Source organism: Prescottella sp. GW823-FHT02E09 (assembly GCF_058797375.1).
Genome location: NZ_JBXAJP010000014.1, coordinates 90,617 through 115,791, shown reverse-complemented (window position 1 = coordinate 115,791; position 25,175 = coordinate 90,617). Strand labels below are relative to the sequence as shown.

The window sequence follows — 25,175 nt, the reverse complement described above, 5'->3', positions numbered from 1 at the left end:
GGAGCGGGTCAGGATGAAACGAATGATGGTTCGGTGTCGACGCTCAGGACGGGATCTGCACGGTCACGGACTTGAGTTCGGTGTAGGAGTGGATCCACTCGTCGCCGCCGTCACGTCCGATACCGGACTGCTTGAATCCGCCGCTCGCCGCGGCGGCGCCCCCGGGTCCGAATCGGTTGACCCACACGGAGCCGGCGTCCAGCCGGGCCGACACGCGGTGCGCCCGAGCGAGGTCGCCGGTCCAGACTGCGGCCGCCAACCCGTACACGGTGTCGTTGGCCAGAGCGATCGCGTCGTCCTCGTCGTCGAACGGAATGACGGTGAGCACGGGCCCGAAGATCTCCTCCTGCGCCAACCGCGAGGAGTTGGCCACACCGGTCAGGACCGTCGGCCGGACGAAGAACCCCGGGCCGGCGACGATTCCGCCGTCGAGAGCGAACCCGGCGCCCTCGGCGCGGGCCAGGTCGAGATAGCCCGCAACACGGTCTCGCTGGCGCGCCGAGATGAGGGGACCGAGATCGACGCCGTCGTCGAAACCGTTGCCCACCAACAGGTCGCGGGAGCCCGCCACGACGGCGTCGACCAGCCGATCGTGTACCGGTCGCTGCACGAGCAATCGGGTGCCCGCGAAGCAGATCTGACCGGAGTTGGTCCACACCGCGCGCTGTGCTGCCGCCGCGGCGGCAGCGAGATCGGCGTCGGCGAAGACGATGTTGGGAGACTTCCCACCGAGTTCCAGCGATACCCGCTTCACCGACGTCGCAGCACGGGCGAGGATGTCCTTCCCGACGGCGGTGGATCCGGTGAAACTGACCTTGTTCACCAGCGCGTGCTCGGTAAGCGGCACTCCGGCGTCCGACCCGGTTCCGGTTACCACGCCGAGCGCTCCGGCCGGTAGTCCCGCCTGTCGGCCCAGTTCCGCCAGCCGCAGAGCGGTGAGGGGGGTGTCCTCGGCGGGTTTGAGGACGACTGTATTCCCCGCCGCGAGCGCTGGGGCGAGCTTGTTGACCGCCATGATCAGCGGCACGTTCCACGGCGTGATCGCGGCGACCACCCCGACGGGCTGGCGCACGCTGTACGACAGGACGTCGGATTGCCCGGGATTGACGCGACCGGCGATCCGTTCCGGCCAGCCGGAGAACTCGGCCAGGATCGCCGCCGACCCGTGAGCCCACCCTCGAGTCAGCGCCAGCGGCGCGCCGTTCTCCAGAGTCTCGAGCTCGGCCAGGAGCTGCGCGTCCGCGGTGACGAGGTCACTCCAGCGCCGGAGCACTGCTGCTCGTCGGGCGGGAGCCAGCCCCCGCCATCGGCCGTCGCGGTGCGCCGTGGCCGCGACGGTCACCGCCAGTTCGATGTCGGCGGCAGTACCCTCGGCCACCCGCGCGATCTCACGCTCGGTGGCCGGGTCGACGACCGCCCGGGTTCCTCCGTCGGAGGCCGGCAGCCGCTCGTGGTCGATGAAGTGCCCGTGCTCACGCGACAGGAACTCGCGTGCCGCCGCCCCGAGTCGGGATGTCTCGTACACAGTCTCGGTGCTCATGGGGATGCTGCCGCCCTCTGATGGATGGTCGATTTCAGGAGTTCGACGCCTCGGTGCGCGATCACGGCGGTCGGCGCCATCGTGTGGCCGCGTGTCACTGTCGGGATGGCCGACGCGTCGAGCACTCGTAGGCCGTCGACGCCACGCACCCGCAGATCCCCGGTCAGTACGGCACCGGGATCACCGTCGCGTCCGATCCGCGCGGTACCGACCGGATGGAAGATCGTCGAGGCGTGCGTCCGGACGAACTCCTCCACCTCGGCATCGGTGGCGTCGCTGCGGAACCCGTCATGAACCGGGTCTCCGGCCGTGCCGCGCAATGCATCACTGTCGAGGATGCGCCTCGCGATCCGGAATCCGCGGACCAACGTGGCCAGGTCCGCACCGCTCGGGTCCGTGAGATAACCGGGGTCGATTCGCGGCGGGTCGGCGGGGTCCGCCGACGCGAGGGTGATCGCCCCTCGGCTGTCGGGTTGCAACAGGACCCAACCCACCCCCACTCCTTCGACGCGCCGGCCGCCGTATCCGGTGACCGAGGTCGTGAGAATGAACTCGAGGTCCGGCGCGGCGAGACCGTCCACCGAGCGGGCGAATCCGATCGAACCGGTGGTGGCGAGAGGGCCTGTGCCGTCGGCGCGCCATTGCTCGAGATCCCGACGGTGCCTCTCGGCGGACGAACCCGATCCAGCGCCCTCGGCAAGGTACGCACCCGTCCAGACCACCAGGTGGTCGTGCAGGTTCGCGCCGACTCCCGGCAGATCGGACACCACCTCGATGCCGCGGCGAGCCAGATCGGCGGATGGCCCCACCCCGGAGAGCAGCAACAGGTGCGGAGTCCCGATCGCGCCCGCGGCGAGCAGCACCGTGTCCGCCCGCAGAACCTCCACCCGACCGCCGGTGTCCGCAACCGCCCCCACTGCTCGGGCACCGTCGAACAGCACCCGGTCCACGCGAACTCCGGTGCGCACCGTCAGGTTCGGTCGTGCCCGCACCTGCTCGTCGAGGTAGGCGTCGGCAAAGCTGACCCTCCGCGCGCGCCGAGTGGTGCTGTGGCCGAGATCGATGCCTTCCGGATCAGGTCCGTTGACGTCGGTTCGGGCGAATCCCACCTCCTCGGCGGCCCGCATCAGCAGCCCGGCGCGCGCATCCGAATGCTGACGCCGCTCGATCGGTAGCGGGCCACCGACCCCACGCCACGGCGCCGCACCGTGCGCGCTGTCCTCGATCGCCCGGAATGCCGCAAGTGCGGTGTCGTTGTTCCACCCGTCCCCGGAGGCTTCCCAGCCGTTGTAGTCGGCTCGGTGACCACGAACCCAGGCCTGCACGTTGACGGCGGAGGATCCACCGACTACACGCCCCCTGGGCCACGGCACCACGCGGCCGCTCAGCCCGCTCTGCGTTGTCGTCGCGTAGTTCCAGTCGAGGGGGCCTCCCCACAACCGGTGTGCCAGCGCCGGTACCCGCACCGACTCGTTGCCGGGCAGAGCGTCATCCGGGAACTCCTGGCCGGCCTCGACCGCGAGCACTCGCACCGCAGGGTCCTCGGTGAGCCGGGCCGCCGCCAGAGCGCCGGCGACACCCAGCCCCACGATCAGGTAGTCGTACTCCTCAGCCATCGCTCTCCACCTCTCCGCAACTGTCCGCGCGGTCAGGCCGCGGCACCGCTCCGGGTCGCGTCGACCACCTCGCCGAGCCACTGCAGGACCGCGTCGCGCACTGTGACCGGCCTCGGCAGCAGCCCGTTGGCGTGCAGCAGGTCCGCGGCGCGCTGCTGCTCGTCGAGGAACTCCTCGGTGACCGGCCCGATACCGAAGGGCCGTCCACGCAGCGCCTCCTCCCAGCGGTCCAGATCCGCGGTGCCCCCGCGCCTCTCGGCGTCCTCGACGAAGAACCGCGCGGCTTCACGCGGATTCGCGACGATCCACGCGTCCGACTCCTGCAGCGCGGCGATGACCGCCTCGAGCTCGGCGCGGTGGTTCTCGGCGAAGTCGCGGCGCACGAACCACAGCGACGGATGGGTGAACAGGCCGTCGGTGTCGACCAGGGTGTGCAGGCGCGCGGCCGACTCGACCTCCGCGAGGCCGGGATAGGCACCGACCCACGCGTCCAGGTCGCCGCGCAGCAGCGCGGCGCCGCCCTCGTTCACATCGACGTCCACAGGCTCGACATCGGACCAGGCCAGCCCCTCACGTTCGAGGGCCAGGAGTGCGAGCGTGGTCTGCCACGACCCGTGCGCGACCCCGACCCGCTTGCCGCGCAGGTCCGAGGCGGTGCGAATGCCGGAGTCGGCGAGGGTCACCAGCCGGCCGTTCTCCACCCGCGGGCCGGAGATACCGACGTACACGAGATCCCTGCCCTGGCCGAGCGCGGTGATCGGCGGCGTGAATCCGGTGCCGATGACGTCGTAGCCGCCGGCTTCGAACAACCAGTCCGAGTGCAGGGTCGGCAGCGCCGTGCGCGGGTCCACGGCCGGCTGCCGCGGCAGCTCGCGCAGATCCACCCACTCGACGTCGGGGAGGCGGAGTTCGAGCAGGCCGTTGTGGCGCAGCGCGAACAGGGAATTGTTGTTCGGGAAGTAGCCGACACGAATGGTCATGGGAGTCTCCTGAAGTGGTGCGGGCTCAGACGAGTCCGCGGCGACGGGCCTCGTCGAGCAGGCCGCTGCGGCCCCACTGCGCGACGAGGTTGGTCTTGTCGAAATCGACGGTGCCGCCGACGAGTTCGCCGAGGGCCTGGTACTGCGCGCCCTCCTCGAGCAGCACGACGAACTTGGCGAGCTCGAGCAGGCCGTCCCGGCCGATGACGTTGACGCCGCCGTTGGCCTCGAAGATCGCGACGAGGTCCGGGTCCTCGACCAGGCGATCGAGGATGAAGTTGCCCGGCGACTGGCTGCGGTCGATGTGCGGCGGGATGTCCCGCGACAGGGTCAGGCGCTGCGAGGCCGCGTACTTGATCCGCAACGTGCGGTGAGTCTGCGCCCACCCGCCGAGCCACGGGGTGTGCACGTGCACGATGGACGTGATCTCGGGGTGCCGGCGGAACACCTCGGCGTAGCCGGTGAGGAACCCGGCGGAACCCGTGCCGGAGAGGACCTCGCCGTCGAACGTCGCGAGGATCGGCTTCGCGCTCCGGTCGGCCGCCCACGGGCCGGGCTCGTCGAGCGCGACCGCGAGCTCCTCGCCGGGAACGCGTTCGACGAAGTTGACGGTGCCGTTGGCGGAGACGGTGCCGGTCTCGCGGAACACCCGGAACGCTCTGTCGGCGGCGCGGCGGGCGTCGTCGACGAACGACTCGACGGCAGGGCTGATACGGGTTTCGGTGCTGGTCATGGGAATTCTCCTATCGGGCGGAAAGGGCGCGGACCGGGGTGGGCGTGGTCCGGCGCAGCAGCGGCAGGACCTCCTCACCGACGCGGTAGGCCTCTTCGAGGTGGGGGTTGCCGGCGAGGATGAACGCATCCACACCGAGATCGATCAGTTGGTCGAGACGCTCGGCGACCTGCTCGTAGCTGCCGACGAGCCCGAACGCGGGGCCGCCGCGGATGAGGCTGAAGCCGCACCACACGTTGGGCTGGACCTCGAGGTCGCGGTATCCGGTGATGTTCTCCGGTACCCAGCCGGCGATGCGGGCCGCACCCACCGAGTCGCCCTGCGCGGCCCGGTTGGCGGCGTCGCGGTCGACGAACGCCCAGCCCTTCTCGATCTCCGCCCAGGCCGCTTCCTCGGTGTGGCGGGCGACGATGTCGATTCGGACCGCGAACTTCGGTGTGCGGCCGATCCTCTCGGAGTGCGCCCGGACACCGTCGAACTTGGCGCGCAGGTCCGTGAATGGCTCGAGCCACGACAGGTAGTAGTCCGAGTGCCGACCCGCGGCGGCGACGGCCGCGCCCGAGGACCCGGAGAAGAAGACCTCCGGGAAGGGCTGCCCCGCGAGCAGCGGCGGCAGCGCGGCGCCGTCGGTGCGGAAGAAGCGGCCGTCGTAGTCGAACGGCGCCCCGTCCCACACGCCCCGCAGCACGTCGAGGAACTCCGACGTCCGCGCGTATCGGTCGTCGTGGTCCACCTTGTCACCCCACCACAGCTGCGGGGCTCCCCCGCCGCCGCTGATGATGTTGTAGACCAACCGCCCACCGGTGGCACGCTGCAGGCTGGCCGACATCCGGGCGGCCTGCAACGGATGCAGGAAGCCGGGCTGGAACGCGACCATGAACCGGTAACTGCTGGTCTCGCGGGCCAGCGCAGACGCGGCCGCCCATGGGTCCTCGGTGACCGGGAACGACGGCAGCAGTCCGCCGACGAATCCGGCCGACTCGGACGCCTTCACCACCGCGGCCATGTGGTCGATGTAGCTGTAGCCGTCGAGTTCGCCGCCGCGGATGGCCGGCGCGATGTTGCCCGGACCGTGGCCGCCGGCGTGCCCGCGGTTGTAGCGGCGCGGGGTGCGCAGCGACGCGTGGTCGCCTTCCATGCCGATGCGCCAGTAGAAGTCGGTGGTCATGCCCTGATCTCCTGTGCGGCGAGGGTGCGGCCGGCCGGGTCGACGAGGTGCAGCAGATGCTCGCCGGTCCGGTGCAATTCCTCGATGTGGGGGTGGCCGGTGAGCTCGAACGTGTCGATGCCCCGGGCTCGATAGTCGGACAGCGTCCGCGCCACCTGCTCGTAGCTGCCGACCAGTCCGATCGACCGCCCGTACCCGATGCCGTCGAAGCCGGCCCAGCGGAAGCCGTCCAGCGCGAGCGCCAGGACGTCGGATTCGGTTGCACCGTGGTGATTCTCACGCCACAGTCGCAGGACCCGCGCCCAGGCCTCGTCCTCGGTCTCGCGAGCGACGACCGGCAACGCCAGACCCGCGCGGACGGTGCGTCCCCGCGCGGCGGCCGCGTCACGCAGCGTCGACAACCCGGCGTCGAGGCCGTCCGGTGTCTCGTCGAACACGTGCACGTCCCCGTGCGCCGCCGACAGTTCCAGAGCCTCGGGCGAGCCGCCCGACAGGTACACGGTCGGGAACGGCAACCCCGACAGGATGCCCCGGAACCCGCCGTCGATCACGTCGTAGAACTCGCCCGCGAAGTGGAAGCCGGTGCCGCCGAACCCGCCCGGCACCTGTTCGTCGGTCCAGATCCCGCGGGCCACGGTGAGGAACTCGGCGGCCCGGCGGTAGCGGTCCGCGCCGGTGACCCGGTCGCCGCGGGCGCGGGTGTCGGCGTCGTCCGTCTCGACCCGCAGCCGCCAGTCGAGGCGCCCGTTCGACAGCCGCTGCAGCGTCGCCGACAGCTTGGCCGCATACACGGGCGTGCCGAACGCGGGGTGGAACTCGACGCCCACCCGGGCGTGCCGGGTTCGGCGCAGCGCCGAACCAGCGACCACCCACGACTCCTCGCCGTCCGGGTCGTACGGTGCGATCACGCCGTCGAGCCCGCTCAGTTCCGCCGCGAGGATCACCTGGTCGAGGAAGTCGAACCCGCTGCGGCTCACGGGCGCCGGCGCGACGTGTCGCCCGTCGCCCCGGGTGGGGAGCTCCCACAGGAAGTTCGTCATGACAACACCTTTCGCTCGGACGCGACCAGCGCCCGGGCCTGTTCGAGCGGCTCCGGCGCCGCCCACGCGGCAAGCTCGAAGTCGGCGGCCAGGAAGCCGTACGTGTAGAGGAACTGCTTCTGGATGTCGAGGAGCTCGAGCCGCTCGTCGGACAGCGTGGGATGCAGTCCGCGGTGGAACGTGTCGCCGTAGGCCGCCTCGACTCCCGCTGCGCCGGAGAAGGTCTCCCGTGCGAGCACCGAACGCACCTCGTCGAGGTTCCCGGCCGCCCAGTCCGCTGCCCGCAACGTCTGCGCGAGGAACTCGACCACCAGCTCGGGCCGGGACTCGAGCAGGTCGGCGTGCACCGTGATCGGCCGCGGAGTGCCGTTGTTGACCCGCAGCCGCTTCGACTCCGTGGCGTCCAGATCCACGGCCACCTGTAGGCCGTGCTCGCGGGCCACCTCCTGCGCCCGCGCACCCTTGACGTAGATCGCGTCCACGTCGCCGCGCAGCAGCACCTCCACACCCCACGTGGTCGACCGCGACGTGGCCGCCGCGCCTCGCACCTGCGGATTCTGTTCCACCGGCACCTCGACGGTCACGACGTCGGCGAACGTGAGACCGCCGAGCCGCAGCGCCGACGCGAACCCGTGCAGCGCCATCGCCCGAGGGAAGCTGCGCGCCCGGTCCGCGGCCCACGCCGGGATGCCGATCCGCAGACCGGCCAGCTCGGCCGGCGAATCCAGTTGCGCGTTCGGACCGACGAGGATCGCCTGCGACTCGTCGATCCAGGTGAGGCCGATCAGCCGGGTGCGGGCACCGTCGGCACGGGCCGCGAGCGCGGGGACGTTGCCGCCCTCGCGCACCAGTCCCGACAGACCGTGGTCGAAGTGACGCTCGGCCAGCTCGACACCGGCGTCCTGCAGCACACCGAACTTCACACCGGCTTCGTCGGCCGATCGCGCCAGCCACCCAAGGGAATTCGCGAGTCCACTCGCGGTCGGGACGGGGCACCGCGTGTACCAGAGGGTGTCGAGGGGTGATGCGGTGGCAGTCACGGGGTGCTCCTTTCGGGGAGTGAGTTGTCGGTGTCGGCCGCGGTTCGGCCGACACCGAGTTCGGCGAGGAACGCCGCGCGATAGCGCAACGCCTCGGGGTCGTTTCGGTCGCGAGGGCGCGCGAGGTCGATGTCGACATCGACGGCGAACGACCCCTCGTTGAGGATCAGCACGCGGTCGGCGAGCCGGACGGCCTCGTCGACATCGTGGGTCACGAGCAGGACTGCCGGACGGTGTCGGGCCACGAGGTCACCGACGAGGTCCTGCATCTGGAGCCGGGTGAGGGCGTCGAGTGCGGCGAAGGGCTCGTCGAGCAGCAGCAGTTCGGGCTCCCGGACGAGGGCCCGAGCCAGCGCGACCCGCTGGGCCTCACCACCCGACAGGGTGGCGGGCCAGTCCCGTTGCTTCCCTTCCAGATTCACCTCGGCGAGGGCGGCGGCACCGGCCGCACGAACCGCCGCCGAGCGACGCTGTCCGACGACGACGTTGGCCAGGACCCGCTTGGACGGGACCAGCCGCGGCTCCTGGTAGACGACGGTCCGCTCGCGCGGCACCAGCACCTCACCCACGTCGGGGCGCTCGAGTCCGGTGAGCAGCCGCAGCAGCGTGGTCTTGCCGGTGCCGCTGGGGCCGAGCAGGACGACGAACTCGCCGCGGTGGATCGTCAGATCCACACCGCCGAGGATCGTCTTGTCGCCGAAGCTCTTCCGAACCCCGCGCAACGACACCGCGACGGGTTCTCCGGCACGACGCTCCGCTGCGGTGGCGGCGGTGCGCACCCGCGGCGCCAGGGGCGGCAGCGGGGCCTGCGCGGCGCTCACCGGACCGCCGACAGTCGGCGCCACGGCATCGCGAGCCGCTCGATGACCCGGACGATCGCGTCGAACACCAGACCCAGCGCCGCATACAGGACCACGCACAGCACCATGTAGTCGGTGCGGTTGTACTCCTGCGCGAGGGTCACCAGGTAGCCGATGCCCTCCCGGGTGCCCACCTGCTCGGCCGCGATCAGGCCGGTGATGCTCAGCGACAAGCAGATCCGCAGGCCCATCAGCACTCCCGGCAGTGCCGCCGGCAGGATCGCCTCCGCGACCAGCCGCCAGCCGCGCAGGCCGAACCCGCGGGCCGCCTCGACCATCTTGCGATCGACGCCACGCACCCCGAGGTACGTGTAGGCGTACATCGGTGCGACGGTCGCGACGGCGATCAGCACCACCTTGAACGTCTCGTCGATACCGAACCACGCGATGAACAGCGGCACCAGTGCCAGGAACGGCACGGCCCGGTTGATCTGCATGGTGGAGTCGATGAGTTCCTCACCGAGCGTCGACAGGCCCGACAGGACGCCGAGCACCAACCCGATGACGGTGCCGAACAGCACGCCCACCGCGGCCCGCTGCAGCGATGCCAGCGAGAAGTCCACCAGCTGGCCCGTCGAGTACAGCTCGGCGAACGCGTCCCAGACCTTCGTCGGTGACGCGAGCACCGCCTCGGAGATCAGCCCGGTCGCCGATCCGATCCACCATCCGGCCAGCAGCACCGCGGGAACCAGCAGCCGCAGCGGCAGCGACAGCCACGCGGACCTGCTGCGGACCCGCCGGTAGCGGGGCTCCTCGAGCGCCAAGGGCGCCGTCGCCCTGGTCTCGGCGGGACTGTGCGCGACGATCGTCATCGCTGTGCCGCCTGCTTGTCGGCTACCGCACCCTGCAGGTCGAAGGTGAGGTCGTCCGCCGTGATCTGCCGCTGGATGACGCCGTTGCGGTAGAAGAGGTCGGCCACCGACTGCAGATCCGCCTCGTCGGCGGACGTCGGGTACCGGAAGTCGGTCACCTTGCCGCCCAGCGCGACCGCGTCGTCGAGTCGCTGTCCACTCAGTGCGCGGGGGCCCGCCTGCTCGAAGACGTTCTCGAACGCGACCGGATTCTCGCGCTGACGTCGGGTGAGGTCCTGCGTCACCTCGAGGAACTTCTGCACCACCTCGGGGTGCTCCTCGAGCACCACGGTGCGGCCGGCGATGATCGTGTTGTCCACGGAGCCGATGCTGCCCTCGGTCGCGATCTCCTTGGCACCCTTGACCTTCGCCTCCTGGTACGGCGCGAGGAAGGACGCCCAGGCGTCGACCTGCCCGGTCGAGAAGGCCGAAGCGGCGTCGGCCTGCTGCAGCGGAACCCGCTCGACCGTGTCGATCGGGATGTTCGCCTCGGTGAGCGCCTTGAGCACGATGTACTCGCCCTTGGCCGCCGGGTTGACCGCGACACGCTTGCCCTTCAGGTCCTCGAGCGTCGAGATTCCCGACCCCGGCGTGGCGATGATGCCGCTCTGATCCTTGTTGTACGGATCCGACGTCGCGAAGATTCGCACGCCCACATCCTTCGACAGCGCGCCCACGACGGGACTGTAGGCGCCGGTCTGGATATCCAGTTCGCCCGTGTTGAACAGCTTCAGGTTGGAGCTGAATCCCGGTGTGGTCTTGACCCATTCGATCCTCGCTCCGAGCGGCGCGAGTGCCCGGTCGAAGTCGCCGTCACGCTTGCCGACCGCGATGGCACCCGAGTTGCCCGGGTCGTAGACCTTGAGGGTGAACTGCTCGGTCGCAGCGTCGGAGGCGGCGGCGTCGGAGCCACCACATGCAACCGCCAGCCCTGCCAGCGGAACGAGCGCGAGCGCGAGTGCGGCCCGGGGCAGACGGCGCATACGGAACATCGAGGACTCCTGGTTGCATATGGGATGGAGAACCCGTGCACCACACTCGGATCGGTGGGCACAAGCGGTGACGGAGAACAACGTTAGGACTGGACGGTCGCAATGCCACGGGTTGCCGTTTGGATGAACACAACGCTTGACACACCGGACATTTCGTGCCGGTCGAACGTCCGGAAGGTTCACAAGGCAGGTGGTCGGGTTTAGACTCGGTTGCGAGTGGCAACCCGATTCCCCGACGACTGCAGCCGCGCTCCGACTGCGATTCCGACGATGGGCGTTCGATGGAACAGACTGGGAACACCTCGCACAACGGTCACAGATCCGGCAACGGGCGAATGTCGTTCGCCGACGGAGCCGTGCGGACCGTCTCCGGGATCGCGGAGGTGACCACCGCCTCGATCGGCGCGGTCGGCGGCGCAGCTGTCGGCAGCGTCGTCGGTGGGGTCCGCGGCGCGGTCGGCGGAATGGCCGACGGAGTACGCAGAGGCGTCGAGACCGGGAGTCACTCCACACCGGCCGCTGTGCTGACGATGGCCGCCGCGGGCGCGGTGGGGCTCGTCGAATGGCCGGTGGTCCTGACCGTCGGGGGCGCCGCGCTCGTGTTGAGGCAACTCCACGAGCGCGGCGCGCACCCGGAAGCGGCGATGGCCACCGCTCGATCGAACGCGCCCGCGAAGCCGCAGCGAGCCGGCCCGACGCACACCGCGAAGGCCACGAAAGCCACGAAAGCCACGAAGTCGGCGGCGAGAAAGCCCGCCAAGACAACCGCCACGAAGAGCACGGCATCCCGGCCACGGGGGCGTACCGCTCGGTGAGGATCGCGGGGGTCGGGGCACTTCTCGGGCAGGCACGCGCACTGCCCCGCCGGAGCCTGGACACCGCGCTGACGACAGCGGTCGTCGGCACCGCGGCCACCGCAGGCGTGCTGACCGCGCTCCTCGCACCTCGACAGACCGACTCCCCCGACACCGTCCGTCCACCGCCTCCCGCCTGGGACGACGCCGTGCTCCGTGCGCGGGTGGTCGCGCTCGCCGCCCACTCCGTCGGGTTCGGCGTCGCGGCGGCGGGACGGGTCCTGGCCGTGCCGCGACTGCCCCTCGCGCTGGCCGCGCCGGTGACGGTCCTCGACTACCAACCGCGGCTGCGACGACTCCTGGAGGCCGGGCTCGGACGGGTCGGCGCCGATCTGATCCTCTCCACCGCGACGGCCGCCGGTTTCGCGGCTGCGCAGGCACCGGCCCCGCTCGCGGTCGAATCGCTGTTGCGCGCGTCGGTGGTCGGTGAGGTGGTCGCCAATCGGCACGCGTGGCACCGCAGCCCCCTTCCTCGGAGCACCGGTACCGGCACCGCGGCCCCCGGCGGTGCGGTCGATCGCCATCTCGAACGGGCCGCGTGGGTGCAGCTCGCGGGTTCCGCGGCGGTCGGCGCCGCCACCGGCAGCCTGCGGGCGGCAGGGACGACGGCACTGGTCACCGCCCCGAAGGCCGCCCGCATCGCGCGTGAGTCCTTCGCGAGCACGCTCGGTCGCGGACTCGTCGCCGATCACCGCGTGCTGTGCCGGGGCCCGGACGTGCTGCGCCGCCTCGACGACGTGACCGCGTTGGTCGTCGACCCGTGCGCCCTGCTGACGGCAGATCTGCGGGTGAGCCGGATCCGGGGCGTCGCCGAGGACCGTCGGGCCCGCGTCTGGGAAGTGGCCCGCACCGCCGTCGACGACGGCTCGCTCGGTCAGGGCTGGCATCGCCTCGCGGAACTGCCGGAGGCGGCGGACCTCGCCGACGACCCCGATGCCGCGGTGCTGATCACACCCGTCCGCGATCCCCTGGCCGGCGCACTGCTCGAACAGATCCGACGGTCCGCGGTCACGGTCCACTCGATCGACGACGAAGCCCTCGGGACGCTGCGTTCGGCATTCGACGAGCTCCGAAAACCCAGCAGTGCAGTCGATTCCGACCTGACGGCGATGGCGCTGAACCTGCAGGACGGCGGCGAGGCTGTGGCGGTTCTCGCCGCGGACTGCCCCCAGGCGCTTTCGGCCGCGGACGTCGGGATCGGCCTCGTGCGCAGCGGCACCGTCCCGGCTACCGACTGCGATCTCCTCGTTCCGGATCTGGCCGCCTCATGGCGCGTCGTGCGCGCCGTCCCGGCCGCCCGGACCGCCGCTCGCCGCGGAATCGAGATTGCCACTGGCGCTTCGCTTCTCGGATCTCTCCTGATGCTGCCCGGGACACACGGCCGCGGTCCGGGACCCGTCAGCGCCGGCGCCGGCGCCGCGCTGTGGACCGGCAACCGGCTGGCACGGCGGGTACTGCGCGCGGAGGCGCCCCTGCCGGATCCCCAGCACGACTGGCATTCGATGCCCGTCGACCGCGTCCGCAGCATGCTCGGGACGCCCGGACCGCGGTCGGAGACGGTCGGGGCGGGTCGCATCGTCGCGACGGCGACCTGGATGCGGCGACCGGTGGAAGCCGCGTGGGATTTCGGCCGTTCGCTGCGCACCGAGCTGTCCGACCCGTTGACGCCGATCCTGGCCACGGGCTCGGCGGCGAGCGCCGTGCTCGGCTCACCGGTGGACGCGATCCTGGTCGGATCCGTCCTGGTCGGCAATGCCGCCCTGTCCGCTGTCCAGCGCCTGCACGCCGAGCGGCTGCTGCGCAAACTTCTCGCGGTGCAGGACACCCCGGCCCGCGTGGTCCGCGGAGGGCACGGTGGATACGACGCCGTGGCCGCCGGGTTTCTCCGCGCCGGCGAGGTGATCGAGGTGCGGCCGGGCGAGGTCGTGCCCGCCGACGGCCGTCTGATCGAGGCCGACGGAGTCGAGGTGGACGAGTCCTCACTGACCGGGGAATCCCTGCCGGTCGACAAGCAGACCGAGGCGACGCCGGGCATCCCGCTCGCCGAACGCAGCTGCATGCTCTACGCGGGCACCACCGTGCTGACCGGCACCGCGACAGCGGTGGTGACCGCTGTCGGGGCGGCGACCGAGACGGGCCGCGCAACCGCGCTGTCGCCGACACCGGTCGGACGGACCGGGCTGCAGGCCCAGCTGGGCGAGCTGACCCGGCGGGTCCTGCCGGTCAGCGTCGGCGGCGGCGCGCTGGTCACCCTCACCTCGATGCTGCGCGGCGGCGGGCTCCAGGCCGCGATCACGAGCGGGGTCGCCGTAGCGGTAGCGGCCGTGCCCGAGGGCCTGCCCCTGGTCGCGACCCTCGCCCAGCAGGCGGCGGCCCGCCGGCTCACGCATTCGTCGGCGCTCGTGCGCGCACCCCGCTCGGTCGAGGCCCTCGGCCGGGTCGACGTCGTGTGCTTCGACAAGACGGGCACGCTCAGTGAGGACCGTCTGCGGGTCACCGCCGTCCGCCCCCTGGGCTCCCACGACCGCGACGTCGTCGTCGACGCCGCCGCACGCACGTCGGTCACCGCGGACGGGCAGGCGGCCGCGCACGCCACCGACCGTGCCGTGGTGGAGGCCAGGGCGGAGTCGGGGACCGTCGCGCCGGCCGCCGCGCTGCTGCCGTTCCGGTCGGGCCGCCCGTACGCCGCCGCGATCACCGGCACCGACCTGGTGGTCAAGGGTGCCCCCGAAGTGATCCTGGCCGCCTGCACCGGCACCGCCCCCGCGCGACTCGAGTCGATCGTCGCGGACGTGCAGGCGATGGCCGAGGAGGGCCTGCGGGTGATCGCGGTGGCCCGCCGCACCGTCACCGAGGAACAGGCGGCGGCCGCCGCCGACGATCCCGACGCCGTCGAATCGCTGTGCCGCCGCGGTCTGGAGCCCCTCGGCCTGCTGGGCCTGTCCGACACCGCGCGCCCGGAGGCTGCCGGATTGCTGCCCACGCTCGAGGAACGGGACGTCTCGGTGCGGCTGATCACCGGCGATCACCCCGTCACCGCCGCCGCGATCGCCCGGGACCTGGGCCTCGAACTCGACGCCGACGACGTGCTGACCGGGACCGAATGGGAGGCGCTGTCGCACCGACGGCAGGAGACCGCGGTGCGCGACCGCAAGGTGTTCGCGCGGATGTCGCCGGAGCAGAAGGTGCAGATCGTGCAGACACTCGAACGCACAGGACACGTGTGCGCGATGGTCGGGGACGGCGCGAACGACGCCGCCGCGATCCGCGCCGCGAGCATCGGGATCGGCGTCGCATCGCACGGCAGCCACCCGGCCCGCAGTGCCGCCGACATCCTGCTGCTCGATGGGCACGTCGACGCGATCCTGGACGCGATCGACGAGGGTCGGCAGCTGTGGCAGCGGGTGCAGTCGGCGGTCTCGGTGCTGCTCGGCGGCAACGCCGGCGAGGTCGCCTTCGCCCTGGTCGGGAGCGCGATCAGTGGGCGGGCCCCGCTCAACGCCCGACAGCTGCTGCTGGTGAATCTGCTCACCGACGCGCTACCGGCGGCGGCGCTGGCGGTGAGCCCACCCAACCCGGACCGCGCCTACGACGGCCGCGGGCCGGACACGGCCGCGCTGTGGCGGACGGTGGCCGTGCGGGGCGCCGCGACCGCGGCCGGGGCGGGCGTCGCGTGGGGTCTGGCCTCGGTCACCGGGCGCCCGCGCAGGGCGTCGACGGTGGGACTGGTCGCGCTCGTCGGCGCGCAGTTGGGTCAGACGTTGATCGATTCCCGCAGCCCGCTGGTGGTGGCGACGGCCGTCGGGTCACTCGCCGCTCTCGGCGCGGTGGTCAGCACGCCCGGGGTCAGCCAGTTCCTCGGCTGTACCCCGCTCGGTCCCGTCGGATGGACGCAGGCCCTCGGTTCCGCGGCCGGTGCCACCGCGGCCGCCGCGGCCGCGCCCCGCGTGCTCGGGTGGTGGCAGGCCCGGGGCTCGGCGCCGGCTCAGTCGACGACCAGCACACCGGCACGCAGCAGCACGGCGTACGCGTGGCGCAGCGGGGGCGTCAGCACCGCGGCGACGGCACCGGTCAACGGATCGGTCCGCGACGGAGCGAGAGCCGACGCGACCGCGGACAGCGAAGATAACGAAACGATCACGACTCCCACGATGGCGGGCGCAGGTGTCCGGCAGGTGAACGGCGAGGATGGGCAGGGGAAACGATGACCGAAACAACCATGGACCTGCAGCACCGACTCGATTCGCACCGGGCCGCGCTCGAACAGATCGCCCAGGGCTCGCGCTTCGCGATCCGACTCCCCCTCGTCGGGGACATCGGCGTGCCCCGCCCCGAACAGCTGGCCTACTTCGCCGCCCTCGGTGTCCTCGTCGCCGTCGAGTTGATCGACTGGCCGGTGGCCCTGGCGATCGCAGCCGGGCACGCGCTCGCTGCCGATCAACACCACCGCGCGCTGCACGAGGTCGGCGAGGCGCTCGAGAGCGCCTGATCAGGAGCGCAGGTGCGCGAGGACCGCGAGCACGCGCCGGTGCCCGCTGTCCGACGCCGACAGTCCGAGCTTCGCGAAGATGTTGCCGATGTGCTTGCTCACCGCGGTGTCGCTGACCACGAGCTTGCGGGCGATGTCCGCGTTCCCGAGCCCCTCCGCCATCAGCCCCAGCACCTCCGCTTCACGCGGCGTCAGGGTGCGGACGGGATCGTCGGCGCGGCGCCGGCTCATCAGCTGCGAGATCACCTCGGGATCCATCACCGTCCCACCGTCGACCACCCGGTGCAGCGCGTCGACGAACTCCTCGACCTTACCGACCCGTTCCTTGAGCAGGTAGCCGACGCCGGACGCGCCGCCCGACAGCAACTCCCCCGCGTACCGGTCCTCGACGTACGCCGACAACACCAGCACCGGGAACCCAGGCCGCCGTCGCCGCGCCTCGATCGCCGCCTTCAACCCCTCGTTGGTGAACGTCGGCGGCATCCGCACGTCCAGCACGGCGCCGTCCGGCGGATCCGCCTCGAACGCCGCCAGGAACTTCTCGGCGTCGTCGACCGCAGCCGTCACCTCGATACCGACGCTGCGCAGCAGGAGCGCGAGGCCCTCCCGGAGCAGGGCGTCGTCCTCGGCGATCAGAATCCGCACGGCAGTGTCACCTCGAGTCTCGTCGGCCCGCCGAGCGGGCTCTGCATCGTCATTGCTCCCTCGAACGCTGCCACGCGGCGCCGGATCCCGGCCAATCCGCCGCCCGCGGTCTCCACCGCACCGCCGCGCCCGTCGTCGAGGACCTCGATCGCCATGGTCGCCCCCGCCGCCTCGTCGCGGGTTCGGATCGTCAGCTGCACGTGCTCGGCACCGCTGTGCTTGACGACGTTGGTGAGCGCCTCGGCGACGACGAAGTACGCGGCGGCCTCCACCGCGGCGGGCGCGCGTCGCAGGCTGTCGACGTCGAGCACGCACGGCACCGTGCTGCGCCCCGCCAGCGCCGACACCGCGCCGTCCAGCCCCAGCTCGTCGAGGATCGGCGGATAGATGTCGTGCACCAGCGTCCGCAGCTCCGACAGCGCATCCGACGCGGCGTCCTGCGCCCGGAGTAGCTGTGGCAGCGCCTGATCCGGGTCCACCCGCAGCGACCGCTCGGCGAGCCCGAGCATCATCACCACCGCGACCAGCCGATTCTGGGCGCCGTCGTGCAGGTCCCGTTCGATCCGCCGCAGCTCCGCGGCGTGCGCGTCGAGAGCGGCGGCGCGACTCGCCGTGAGCGCCGAGACCCGTTCGGACAGTTGCGTTTCCCGCCGCGGAGCAAGCAGACGAGCGGCGAGCGCCGCGATGCCGCGGGCCATCGCCGGGATCAGCCACCACCCCAGCACCGCGTACGCGAGCGCGACCAACGGCATGGGCGCCGCGCCCCACCACGAGGTGACCGGGTAGATGCTGCTCACCGGCTCGTCCGGCGGCAGCGCCCACCAGTAGAACGGGATCGCGAGCGAGTTCACGGCCGCGAGCGGGAGAGCGATCGCGAGAAGCCCCGACGCGAGCGCCGCGATGGAGTGGACCGCCACCCACCCGAAGTCGCGGCGCGTCGACGATGCGGCGAGCAGCCGGCGCAGGTCGTCGAAGCCCGGGCTGCCGGGGATCGGCGGATACCGCTCGGACACGTCGCGGCCGGTGTAGGCGGACGACCGTCGCCGGGCCCGGCCCGCCCACCACCGCAGCGCCCGCAGGTAGGCGGGCACCGCGATCCAGCCGACGATCAGGATCAGCATCGACCCGATCACCAGCCCGACCACCAGGAAACAGAGCGAGACGACGGCGGCGCCCGCCTCGACCGCGAGGAAGCGGACGGCGCGCCAACGCTCGTTCAGGCGTTCGGTCCACTGCACCGCTCCAGCATGCCCCACGACGGCGGCGCTGTCGGTACAGCCAGCTACACCATCGATCGGGTACCGCGCAGGATGGTTCGCGCCCGACGCGGTTCCTAGCGTTGAGCCATGCCCTCATTCACCGCCACAACCCCGCTCGTCCAGAGCCCGCCACGGGCCGCCGTCCGCCTCGACGCCGTCACCAAGTCGTACGGCTCGGGCCGCACCGAGGTCACCGCGCTCGACAACGTCAGCCTCACGCTCGCGCCCGGCAGCTTCACCGCTGTCATGGGGCCGTCCGGCTCCGGCAAGAGCACGTTCCTGCACTGCGCCGCCGGGCTGGATCAGCCGACGCGCGGTTCGGTGTGGCTGGGCGACACCGAGATCAGCGCACTGAAGCCCAAGGCCCGCACGGTGTTCCGCCGCGATCACATCGGCTTCGTGTTCCAGGCGTACAACCTCATGTCGGCGCTGACGGTGGAGCAGAACGTGACGCTGCCGCTGCTGCTGGCCGGCCGCGTCGCCGACCGGGCGCACCTCGACTACGTCCTGGACGCGGTGGGGCTCGACGGCAAGCGGGACCGCCGCCCGGCCGAGATGTCGGGCGGACAGCAGCAGCGCGTCGCGATCGCCCGCGCCCTCATCACCCAGCCGCACGCGGTGTTCGCGGACGAGCCCACCGGGGCACTCGACAGCCGGACGGGCCGCCAGGTACTCGACCTGTTGCGCCGCACCACCGCCGACCTGGGCCAGACCATCGTCATGGTGACCCACGATCCGGTCGCTGCCGCCCATGCGGACCGGGTGCTGTTCCTCGCCGACGGACGCCTCGTCGGCCGCATGGACTCCCCCACCGCCGCCGGGGTCGCCGACCACATGACCCACCTCGGGGAGTGGTGACGATGCGGAGGTCGAGGCTGCGGCCCCTCGCCCGCGCCAACATCCGAGCCCAGCGCGGTGGCTTCGCGGCGATGTTCGTCGCGGTGTTCTGCGCCGCGTTGCTGACCTGTGCGCTCGGAGTGTTGTTCGAGTCCGGGATCCGCGGCGGCGTCACCCCGCACCGATACGCCGGTGCCGACGTCGTCGTCGGTGCGCCCCAGGCGCTCGAGGTGAAGGAGGATATCGACCAGCCGTTCGCCGAGCGCGCGCTACTGCCGACCGCGGCCGTCGACGAGTTGGCCGCACTGCCGGGTGTCCGTACCGCGGTGGGCGACGTGAGCGTGCCGCTGACCACCGACGACGGCACGCTGTTCGACGGGCACGGCTGGGGATCGGCCGTGCTCGCACCGTACTCGCTCACCGCCGGACGCGCCCCCGCGTCCGGGTCGGAGGTGGTCGTCACCGGTGGCGCAGTCCCGGGCGATCGGATCACGTTGCGGCACGGCGGCATCGGCGACACCTACACCGTCGTGGGCGTGGCGGCCGCACCGTCGGCCGAACCGGCGGAGCGTGCGCCGGCGGTGTTCCTCTCCGACGCCCGCGCCCGGGAGATGTGGCCGCACGACGACCGCGTCGCGACGGTGGGACTGCTCGCCGAGGAAGGATTCGATGCGTCGTCGCTGGCCGCCCGCGCCCGCGACGCGCTCGCAGGCCAGGAGGTCCGCACCTACACCGGTGACGCGCGCGGCGACGTCGAGTACCTCGACGCGGGCGCGGCCCGCAGCGAGCTGATCATGCTGTGCGGTTCGTTCGCCGGCCTGGCGATCCTCATCGCGATGTTCGTGGTCGCGAGCACACTGTCGCTGTCGATCCGACAGCGACACCGCGAGTTCGCGCTGCTGCGGGCGATGGGCGCCACCCCCGGCCAGATCCACCGGCTGATCGGCAGTGAGGTACTGCTGGTGGCCGGGATCGCCGCGGCGCTCGGCGTGTGGCCGGGCTTCGCCGTCGCCGGGCTGCTGCGGGCGCAGTTCACTGCGGCCGGGGTGCTCCCGTCGGACTTCGCGCTGGCGTACGGACCGCTGCCTGCGATGGTGGGTGTGCTGCTCGCCGTCGGCACCGCGCGGATCGCGGCCGCGATCGCCGCGCGACGTCCGGCCCGGCTCGATCCCACCGAGGCGCTGCGCGAGTCGGCGGTGGAACCGGCCGCCCTCGGGCGCGGTCGGCTCGTGACCGGGCTGGTGTTCGCCGCGGGTGGTCTGGCGACGTCGCTGCTGCCCGCCGTCCTGCCGGGTCAGGCCGCGCTGGCCGGTGCGGGAAGTTCCGCTGTGCTGCTGGTGATCTCGGTTTCCCTGCTCGGCCCGGCCCTGGTCTCTGCCGCGATCGCCCGCTTCGGTGGACCGATGCGGCGCAGTTCGTCACCCGCACTCGTCCTCGCGGCCGCCAACACCGGCGCGCGGGCGCGGCGGCTGGCAGCGGCGATCACCCCACTGGCGCTGGCCATCGCGATCGGATCGGTGCAGCTGTTCTCCCAGAGCACCATCACCGCGGCGGCCGACGACCAGTCCCGCAGCGGCATCACCGCCGATCTCGTCGTGAGTGGTGCCGCCGGACTGGCACCGGACATGGTCGACGCCGTCGCAGCCGAACCGGCTGTGCGCGAGGCGAATCCGATCACCCGCAGCCAAGCGCTGTTCACGAGCTCCGGCAGCGAGGCCCCCACCACCGAGCCGTACCCGGTCCAGGGCATCGATCCGGCCGCCACGGCGTCGACGCTCGATCTCGATGTGCGCGACGGCGACCTGGACGGGCTGCGGGACGGCACCGTCGCGCTCAGTCTCGACGCCGCGTTCGCCATGGGCGCCGACGTGGGCGAGACAGTCCCGCTCCGACTGGGCGACGGAACACTGATCACCCCGACCGTCGTGGCGACGTACGGGCGCGGTCTCGGCTTCGGCGACGTCACGTTGCCGGCCGGGCAGGTCCGCGCCCACACCACCGCCGGCACCGCCGACGTCGTCCTGGTGACCGCCGAACCCGGTCGCGTCGACGAACTGCGACGAGCGCTGCAGGCGATGCCCGGCATCGCCGTCGCTGACCGCGCCGAATTCGCGGCCGCCGGTCAGGACCAGCGGCGCACCCAGTCGTGGGTGAGCATCGTCGCGCTGGCGGTCCTGCTCGGCTACCTCGCGGTGGCGGTGGTGAACACGCTCGTGTCGGCAACCGCCGAACGGGGCCGGGAGTTCGCGCTGCTGCGCCTGGTCGGTGCCAGCAAGCGGCAGGTACACCGGATGATGCGGACGGAGTCGGTGATCGTGGTGTCGGTCGCCGCCGTGGTCGGCACGCTCATCGCGATCCCCCCGCTCGCCGGCATCGCGGCGGCCGTATCGGGTACGCCGATCCCGAGTGTGTCCCCCGTCGTCTACGGCGGCATCATCGCGGCGACCGTCCTGCTGGGTCTGTGCGCGATCGCACTGCCGACACGTGCCGCGCTGCGCCGGGACCCGGTCGAGGCCATCGGCACCCGGGAGTAGCCTCCGCGGACGTGTGATCCTGAAGGATTCCTCCCGGGATCGCGAGAGGAATCCTCCAGGATCGGAGGGAGGGTAAAACCGGTCGCGTACCCACCGCGGGCACTGTTAACTTCGGAAGGCATCACCCATCCGACTCGAAGGCAAGCGCACAGTGACCGTCCCGGACGTGACCACCTCCCGACGGTTCGGGCCGTTGATCCTGCTCAACCTCGCGACGCTGCTGTCCGCGACCGGCAACGGCATCGTCATCGTCGCGCTCCCGTGGCTGGTGCTCGAACAGACCGGACGGGCCACCGACGCCGCGATCGTGGCGGGTGCGGCCACCGTTCCGCTGCTGCTGGCCAGCCTGTTCTCGGGCACGGTCGTCGACCGGTTCGGCCGCCGACCCACCTCGCTGGTGTCGGATGCGCTGTCCGCGCTGTCGGTGGCCGCGATCCCCGTCGTCGCCGGCACCATCGGTCTGTCGGTGCCGGTGCTCGCGGTGCTGGCCGCGGTCGGTGCCACGTTCGACCCGGCCGGGATCTCGGCGCGCGAGTCGATGCTGCCGGCCGCGACGCGGGCGGCGGGGTGGAAACTCGACCGCGTCAACAGCCTGTACGAGGCCAACTACAACGTCGCCTACCTCGTCGGACCCGGAATCGGCGGTGTCCTGATCGCGTGGGTCGGCCCCGAGAGCACCCTGTGGGTCACCGCGGTCTGCTTCGTCCTGTCGATCGTGACGATCGCGTTCCTGCGCCTCGAGCACGCCGGGCGCCCCGACCACGCCACCCGGCCCGCATCGATGTGGACGGGCACGCTCGAGGGCCTGCGGTTCGTGTGGAACGACCGGTTGCTGCGCACCCTCGCACTGGTCGACATGGCGATCGTCGCGCTGTACCTGCCGATCGAGTCGGTGCTGTTCCCCAAGTACTTCACCGACCGCGGCGAGCCCGCCCAGCTCGGCTGGGTGCTGATGGCGATGAGCGTCGGTGGGCTGGTCGGAGCCCTCGCCTACGGCGCGTTGGCGCCGTATCTCAAGCGCCGCAACCTGATGCTGATCGCGGTCAGCGGCCTGGGGTTGTCGATGCTCGGCATGGCGTTCCTGCCACCGCTGTGGGTGCTGCTGGGGCTGTCCGTCGTGATCGGCCTGGTGTACGGGCCGGTGGGTCCGATCGCCAACTGGGCCATGCAGACCCGCAGTCCCGAGCACATGCGCGGCCGCGTCGTCGGCGTGATGACCTCCACTGCCTACGCGGCGGGACCGCTCGGCTTCCTGCTGGCCGGTCCGCTCATCGATCAGCTCGGTGTACGGACGACGTTCTTCGTCCTGGCGGTACCGGTGCTCGCGGTGGCGCTCGTGTGCTTCACGCTGCCGGTGCTGCGCGAGTTGGACGCCGACCGGATGCCACCCACGGTGCAGTTAGGATCGCGCCCATGACATCCTTCGATGCCGCCGTCGTCGCCGCCGTGACCGGCCACATGAACGGCGACCACGCCGCCGACAATCTGATGATCGTGCGCGCGTTCGCCGAGCCCGCCGCGACCGCCGCCCGCATGACCGGGCTGGACACCGAGGCCGGCGAGTGGGCGGTCGACGTCGACGGCGCCGAGCGCGCCGTGCGGGTGCCGTGGATCGGGACGGTCACCGACCGCACATCCATCCGCACCGAGGTGGTCGCGCTGTACCAGGCGGCGTGCGAGAAGCTGGGCGTCGCACCGGACCGGCACTGAGCCGTCCCCGCGCACTACGATCTCCACGTGGACCATCCCCTGCCGCCCTGCCCCAGTTGCTCGTGTGAGTACACCTACGAGATGGGCGCACTGCTGGTCTGCCCGGAGTGCGCGCACGAATGGGCGTCCACGGACGGCAGGGTCGGCGGGGCCGACGGCGACGCGGACGGCGTCATCCGCGACGCCGTCGGGAACGTCCTCACCGACGGTGACACCGTCACGGTGATCAAGACGCTCAAGGTCAAGGGCAGCCCCACCGGCATCAAGGCCGGCACGAAGGTCCGCAACATCCGACTGGTCCAGGGCGTGGGCGACCACGACATCGACTGCAAGGTCGACGGGATCGGCCCCATGCAGCTCAAGTCGAGCGTCGTCAAGAAGGCGTGACCGAGTCTTCTAGCTGAACCCCATCACCTCGTCGCCCCACGCGATGCGCATCGCGTGGTCGGGATCGACCACCAGGCTGTCGTGGGTGTCGATCAGCAGGGTGGACCGGGTCTCCTCGGTGTACGGCGCCCAGTGCTTGGAGCCGTCGAGGGCCGCGGGTACCCGGTGGCGCGCGAAGGCCAACCAGCGTCGCTGCACCCGGCCCGCCACCTCGAGCGCCGTCTTGCGGCCGCCGAGCCAGAAGGTCGGGTCCGGGTTGAGTGTCCCGAAATTGCCGAACACATAGGGCAACTCGGTGGCGTGACCGGCACCGACGCGCGCGGCCTTGAGCATCGGCGCCGCATGGTCGAACCGGTACACCCACGTCGGCGAGTGCCGACTGTGCGCGTCGGCGACCCACAGCGCCGGCATCCGGAACGCGGCATCCCGCGAGATCGCCAGGGCTCCTCGGGGTTTCGCACCGTCCGGATAGGCGGCAGCGATCTCGGCCAACCGCAGCGCCGACAGCCCCGGATTGTCCTGCGCGAGCCCGGCGAACATCTGCTGGACGGCCTCCGCACTGACCGGCAGCAGCGGCGATCGCATGAACTTGAAGATCGACGCCTCGTCCTTGTTGGAACCGATGATGAGCGGGATCCGGTGCGAGTACCCCTTCTGGAAAGCCGCGACCGGGTAGTGCGGGACGAGGTCGCGGTCGACGACGGGTGCCATGGCCAGGGTGCCCGGCACCTTCGTCGGCACCTCGTCGACGAGCAGGTCGCCCGCCTTCACCAGACGCTCGTAGGGCATGTCGAACAGCTCGGCGACCCGGTCGGCCGGCAGGTCGAGGATCTCCAGGAACCGTCCCGCGACGGAGGCCGCGCGCTCCGCGCCGTACACCGACGTCGACGGCGGGCTCTGCGCGATCGCCCGGTGGAACAGGCCTTCGGCGCGGGGCACCGTCATCAGTGTCGTGATCGAACCGCCGCCGGAGGATTCGCCGAAAAGCGTCACCTCACCGGGGTCGCCACCGAAGGCTCGGATGTTGTCGCGCACCCACTCGAGAGCCGCGATCTGGTCGCGGAGACCGAGGTTGGACTCGAACGTCCGCTCGGGCGTCGAGAACGACGACAGGTCGAGGAAACCGAGCGTGCCCAGCCGGTAGTTGAAGGTCACCAGCACCACGTCGCCACGCTCGGCGAGCAGCCGGCCGTCGTAGATGGGCTGGGCCGACGATCCCAGGCAGTACGCGCCACCGTGGATCCACACCATCACCGGGCGCGGTGTGCCGTCCGGCCGCGGGGCCCACACGTTGACGGTCAGGCAGTCCTCGTCGATCCGCATGTCCGGGTCGAGCGGCACCGACGTGTCGTGACCCTGCGGTGCCATGGGACCGAACACCCGGCCGTCGCGGATCTCGGTCCACGGCTGCGGTGGACCGGGGCTGCGGAAGCGGCGCTGACCGGTCGGCGCTGCCGCATACGGAATTCCCTTCCAGGAGAAAACCGAGCCGTCGGCATATCCGCGAACCGGACCGAGCGGCGTCTCCACCACGAGAGTGTCGGGTGCCTGTGTCTCGACGATCTCCACGGCTTCCATCACGCGGCCCTCCTCACCTTCGACCGCCCGCCGACCGAGGCTGACAGCCGACTGCCAACGTA

Annotated in this window: 21 protein-coding genes and 1 pseudogene; 8 read left to right on the top strand and 14 right to left on the bottom strand. The window is 71.6% G+C overall.

All coding sequences use genetic code 11. The features are described 5' to 3' along the window. Positions 1 to 43: 43 nt before the first annotated feature. Genes AC1RIF_RS25980 through AC1RIF_RS25935 form a run of 10 tightly spaced genes read right to left on the bottom strand, consistent with a single transcriptional unit; the run spans position 44 to position 10,820 of the window. Complete coding sequence (locus AC1RIF_RS25980; RefSeq protein WP_492604258.1) at positions 44 to 1,540, bottom strand: aldehyde dehydrogenase family protein; 1,497 nt, start codon at positions 1,538 to 1,540, stop codon at positions 44 to 46. After that, positions 1,537 to 3,156 carry a GMC family oxidoreductase gene (locus AC1RIF_RS25975; RefSeq protein ID WP_492604257.1) on the bottom strand — a complete coding sequence of 540 codons (1,620 nt, stop codon included), beginning with the start codon at positions 3,154 to 3,156 and terminating at the stop codon, positions 1,537 to 1,539. The genes AC1RIF_RS25980 and AC1RIF_RS25975 overlap by 4 nt, the downstream gene beginning before the upstream one ends. 32 nt (positions 3,157 to 3,188) lie before the next feature. Then, positions 3,189 to 4,136: an ABC transporter substrate-binding protein gene (locus AC1RIF_RS25970; RefSeq protein ID WP_492604256.1), complete on the bottom strand. Its 948-nt coding sequence runs from the start codon at positions 4,134 to 4,136 to the stop codon at positions 3,189 to 3,191. A 25-nt stretch (positions 4,137 to 4,161) separates the two neighbouring features. After that, the gene (locus AC1RIF_RS25965; RefSeq protein WP_492604255.1) at positions 4,162 to 4,869 is read right to left on the bottom strand and encodes a class II aldolase/adducin family protein; all 708 of its coding nucleotides are present in this window, start codon (positions 4,867 to 4,869) and stop codon (positions 4,162 to 4,164) included. A gap of 10 nt (positions 4,870 to 4,879) precedes the next feature. After that, the gene (locus AC1RIF_RS25960) at positions 4,880 to 6,037 is read right to left on the bottom strand and encodes an LLM class flavin-dependent oxidoreductase (protein WP_492604254.1); all 1,158 of its coding nucleotides are present in this window, start codon (positions 6,035 to 6,037) and stop codon (positions 4,880 to 4,882) included. Next, entirely contained in the window at positions 6,034 to 7,077 is a 1,044-nt protein-coding gene (locus AC1RIF_RS25955) for an LLM class flavin-dependent oxidoreductase (RefSeq protein WP_492604253.1), read from the bottom strand. The genes AC1RIF_RS25960 and AC1RIF_RS25955 overlap by 4 nt, the downstream gene beginning before the upstream one ends. Next, positions 7,074 to 8,117 (bottom strand): ABC transporter substrate-binding protein, encoded by a 1,044-nt coding sequence (locus AC1RIF_RS25950; protein ID WP_492604252.1) that lies wholly within the window; start codon positions 8,115 to 8,117, stop codon positions 7,074 to 7,076. The genes AC1RIF_RS25955 and AC1RIF_RS25950 overlap by 4 nt, the downstream gene beginning before the upstream one ends. Then, entirely contained in the window at positions 8,114 to 8,938 is an 825-nt protein-coding gene (locus AC1RIF_RS25945; RefSeq protein ID WP_492604251.1) for an ABC transporter ATP-binding protein, read from the bottom strand. The genes AC1RIF_RS25950 and AC1RIF_RS25945 overlap by 4 nt, the downstream gene beginning before the upstream one ends. Continuing rightward, the gene (locus tag AC1RIF_RS25940; protein WP_492604250.1) at positions 8,935 to 9,789 is read right to left on the bottom strand and encodes an ABC transporter permease; all 855 of its coding nucleotides are present in this window, start codon (positions 9,787 to 9,789) and stop codon (positions 8,935 to 8,937) included. Before AC1RIF_RS25940 ends, AC1RIF_RS25945 begins: the two co-directional genes overlap by 4 nt. Then, positions 9,786 to 10,820, bottom strand: coding sequence for an NrtA/SsuA/CpmA family ABC transporter substrate-binding protein (locus tag AC1RIF_RS25935; protein WP_492604249.1), 1,035 nt, complete (start codon positions 10,818 to 10,820; stop codon positions 9,786 to 9,788). Before AC1RIF_RS25935 ends, AC1RIF_RS25940 begins: the two co-directional genes overlap by 4 nt. A 281-nt stretch (positions 10,821 to 11,101) precedes the next feature. On the opposite strand from AC1RIF_RS25935, the gene AC1RIF_RS25930 reads away from it, so the two are divergent. Continuing rightward, on the top strand, positions 11,102 to 11,635 hold the full coding sequence (locus tag AC1RIF_RS25930) for a hypothetical protein (protein ID WP_492604248.1): 534 nt from the start codon (positions 11,102 to 11,104) through the stop codon (positions 11,633 to 11,635). 1,148 nt (positions 11,636 to 12,783) lie between these two features. Next, positions 12,784 to 15,546 (top strand): annotated as a pseudogene (locus tag AC1RIF_RS25925) (cation-translocating P-type ATPase); the annotation flags it as partial. A gap of 113 nt (positions 15,547 to 15,659) precedes the next feature. Here AC1RIF_RS25925 and AC1RIF_RS25920 read toward each other — a convergent pair. Continuing rightward, the gene (locus tag AC1RIF_RS25920) at positions 15,660 to 15,728 is read right to left on the bottom strand and encodes an Rv1535 domain-containing protein (protein ID WP_370654908.1); all 69 of its coding nucleotides are present in this window, start codon (positions 15,726 to 15,728) and stop codon (positions 15,660 to 15,662) included. 150 nt (positions 15,729 to 15,878) lie between these two features. On the opposite strand from AC1RIF_RS25920, the gene AC1RIF_RS25915 reads away from it, so the two are divergent. Beyond that, positions 15,879 to 16,163, top strand: a complete 285-nt coding sequence (locus AC1RIF_RS25915; protein ID WP_492604247.1) for a hypothetical protein — start codon at positions 15,879 to 15,881, stop codon at positions 16,161 to 16,163. On the opposite strand, the gene AC1RIF_RS25910 is transcribed toward AC1RIF_RS25915, so the two are convergent. Together AC1RIF_RS25910 and AC1RIF_RS25905 are read right to left on the bottom strand one after the other, a co-directional pair. After that, positions 16,164 to 16,808: a response regulator gene (locus AC1RIF_RS25910; RefSeq protein WP_492604246.1), complete on the bottom strand. Its 645-nt coding sequence runs from the start codon at positions 16,806 to 16,808 to the stop codon at positions 16,164 to 16,166. It lies immediately after the preceding gene. After that, positions 16,796 to 18,046 carry a sensor histidine kinase gene (locus tag AC1RIF_RS25905; RefSeq protein WP_492604245.1) on the bottom strand — a complete coding sequence of 417 codons (1,251 nt, stop codon included), beginning with the start codon at positions 18,044 to 18,046 and terminating at the stop codon, positions 16,796 to 16,798. The genes AC1RIF_RS25910 and AC1RIF_RS25905 overlap by 13 nt, the downstream gene beginning before the upstream one ends. A 108-nt stretch (positions 18,047 to 18,154) precedes the next feature. Between AC1RIF_RS25905 and AC1RIF_RS25900 the strand changes: the two genes are divergently transcribed. The 5 genes from AC1RIF_RS25900 to AC1RIF_RS25880 all read left to right on the top strand — a co-directional run bounded on the left by AC1RIF_RS25900 (position 18,155) and on the right by AC1RIF_RS25880 (position 23,535). Then, complete coding sequence (locus AC1RIF_RS25900; RefSeq protein ID WP_492604244.1) at positions 18,155 to 18,925, top strand: ABC transporter ATP-binding protein; 771 nt, start codon at positions 18,155 to 18,157, stop codon at positions 18,923 to 18,925. A gap of 2 nt (positions 18,926 to 18,927) precedes the next feature. Next, complete coding sequence (locus AC1RIF_RS25895) at positions 18,928 to 21,438, top strand: FtsX-like permease family protein (protein ID WP_492604243.1); 2,511 nt, start codon at positions 18,928 to 18,930, stop codon at positions 21,436 to 21,438. A gap of 166 nt (positions 21,439 to 21,604) precedes the next feature. Continuing rightward, positions 21,605 to 22,855 carry an MFS transporter gene (locus AC1RIF_RS25890; RefSeq protein WP_492604242.1) on the top strand — a complete coding sequence of 417 codons (1,251 nt, stop codon included), beginning with the start codon at positions 21,605 to 21,607 and terminating at the stop codon, positions 22,853 to 22,855. Continuing rightward, positions 22,852 to 23,148 (top strand): DUF2470 domain-containing protein, encoded by a 297-nt coding sequence (locus AC1RIF_RS25885; protein ID WP_492604241.1) that lies wholly within the window; start codon positions 22,852 to 22,854, stop codon positions 23,146 to 23,148. The genes AC1RIF_RS25890 and AC1RIF_RS25885 overlap by 4 nt, the downstream gene beginning before the upstream one ends. Before the next feature lie 27 nt (positions 23,149 to 23,175). Further along, positions 23,176 to 23,535, top strand: coding sequence for a zinc ribbon domain-containing protein YjdM (locus AC1RIF_RS25880; RefSeq protein WP_492604240.1), 360 nt, complete (start codon positions 23,176 to 23,178; stop codon positions 23,533 to 23,535). A gap of 9 nt (positions 23,536 to 23,544) precedes the next feature. Here AC1RIF_RS25880 and AC1RIF_RS25875 read toward each other — a convergent pair whose 3' ends face one another. Next, positions 23,545 to 25,113: a carboxylesterase/lipase family protein gene (locus tag AC1RIF_RS25875; protein ID WP_492604280.1), complete on the bottom strand. Its 1,569-nt coding sequence runs from the start codon at positions 25,111 to 25,113 to the stop codon at positions 23,545 to 23,547. Positions 25,114 to 25,175: the final 62 nt, after the last annotated feature.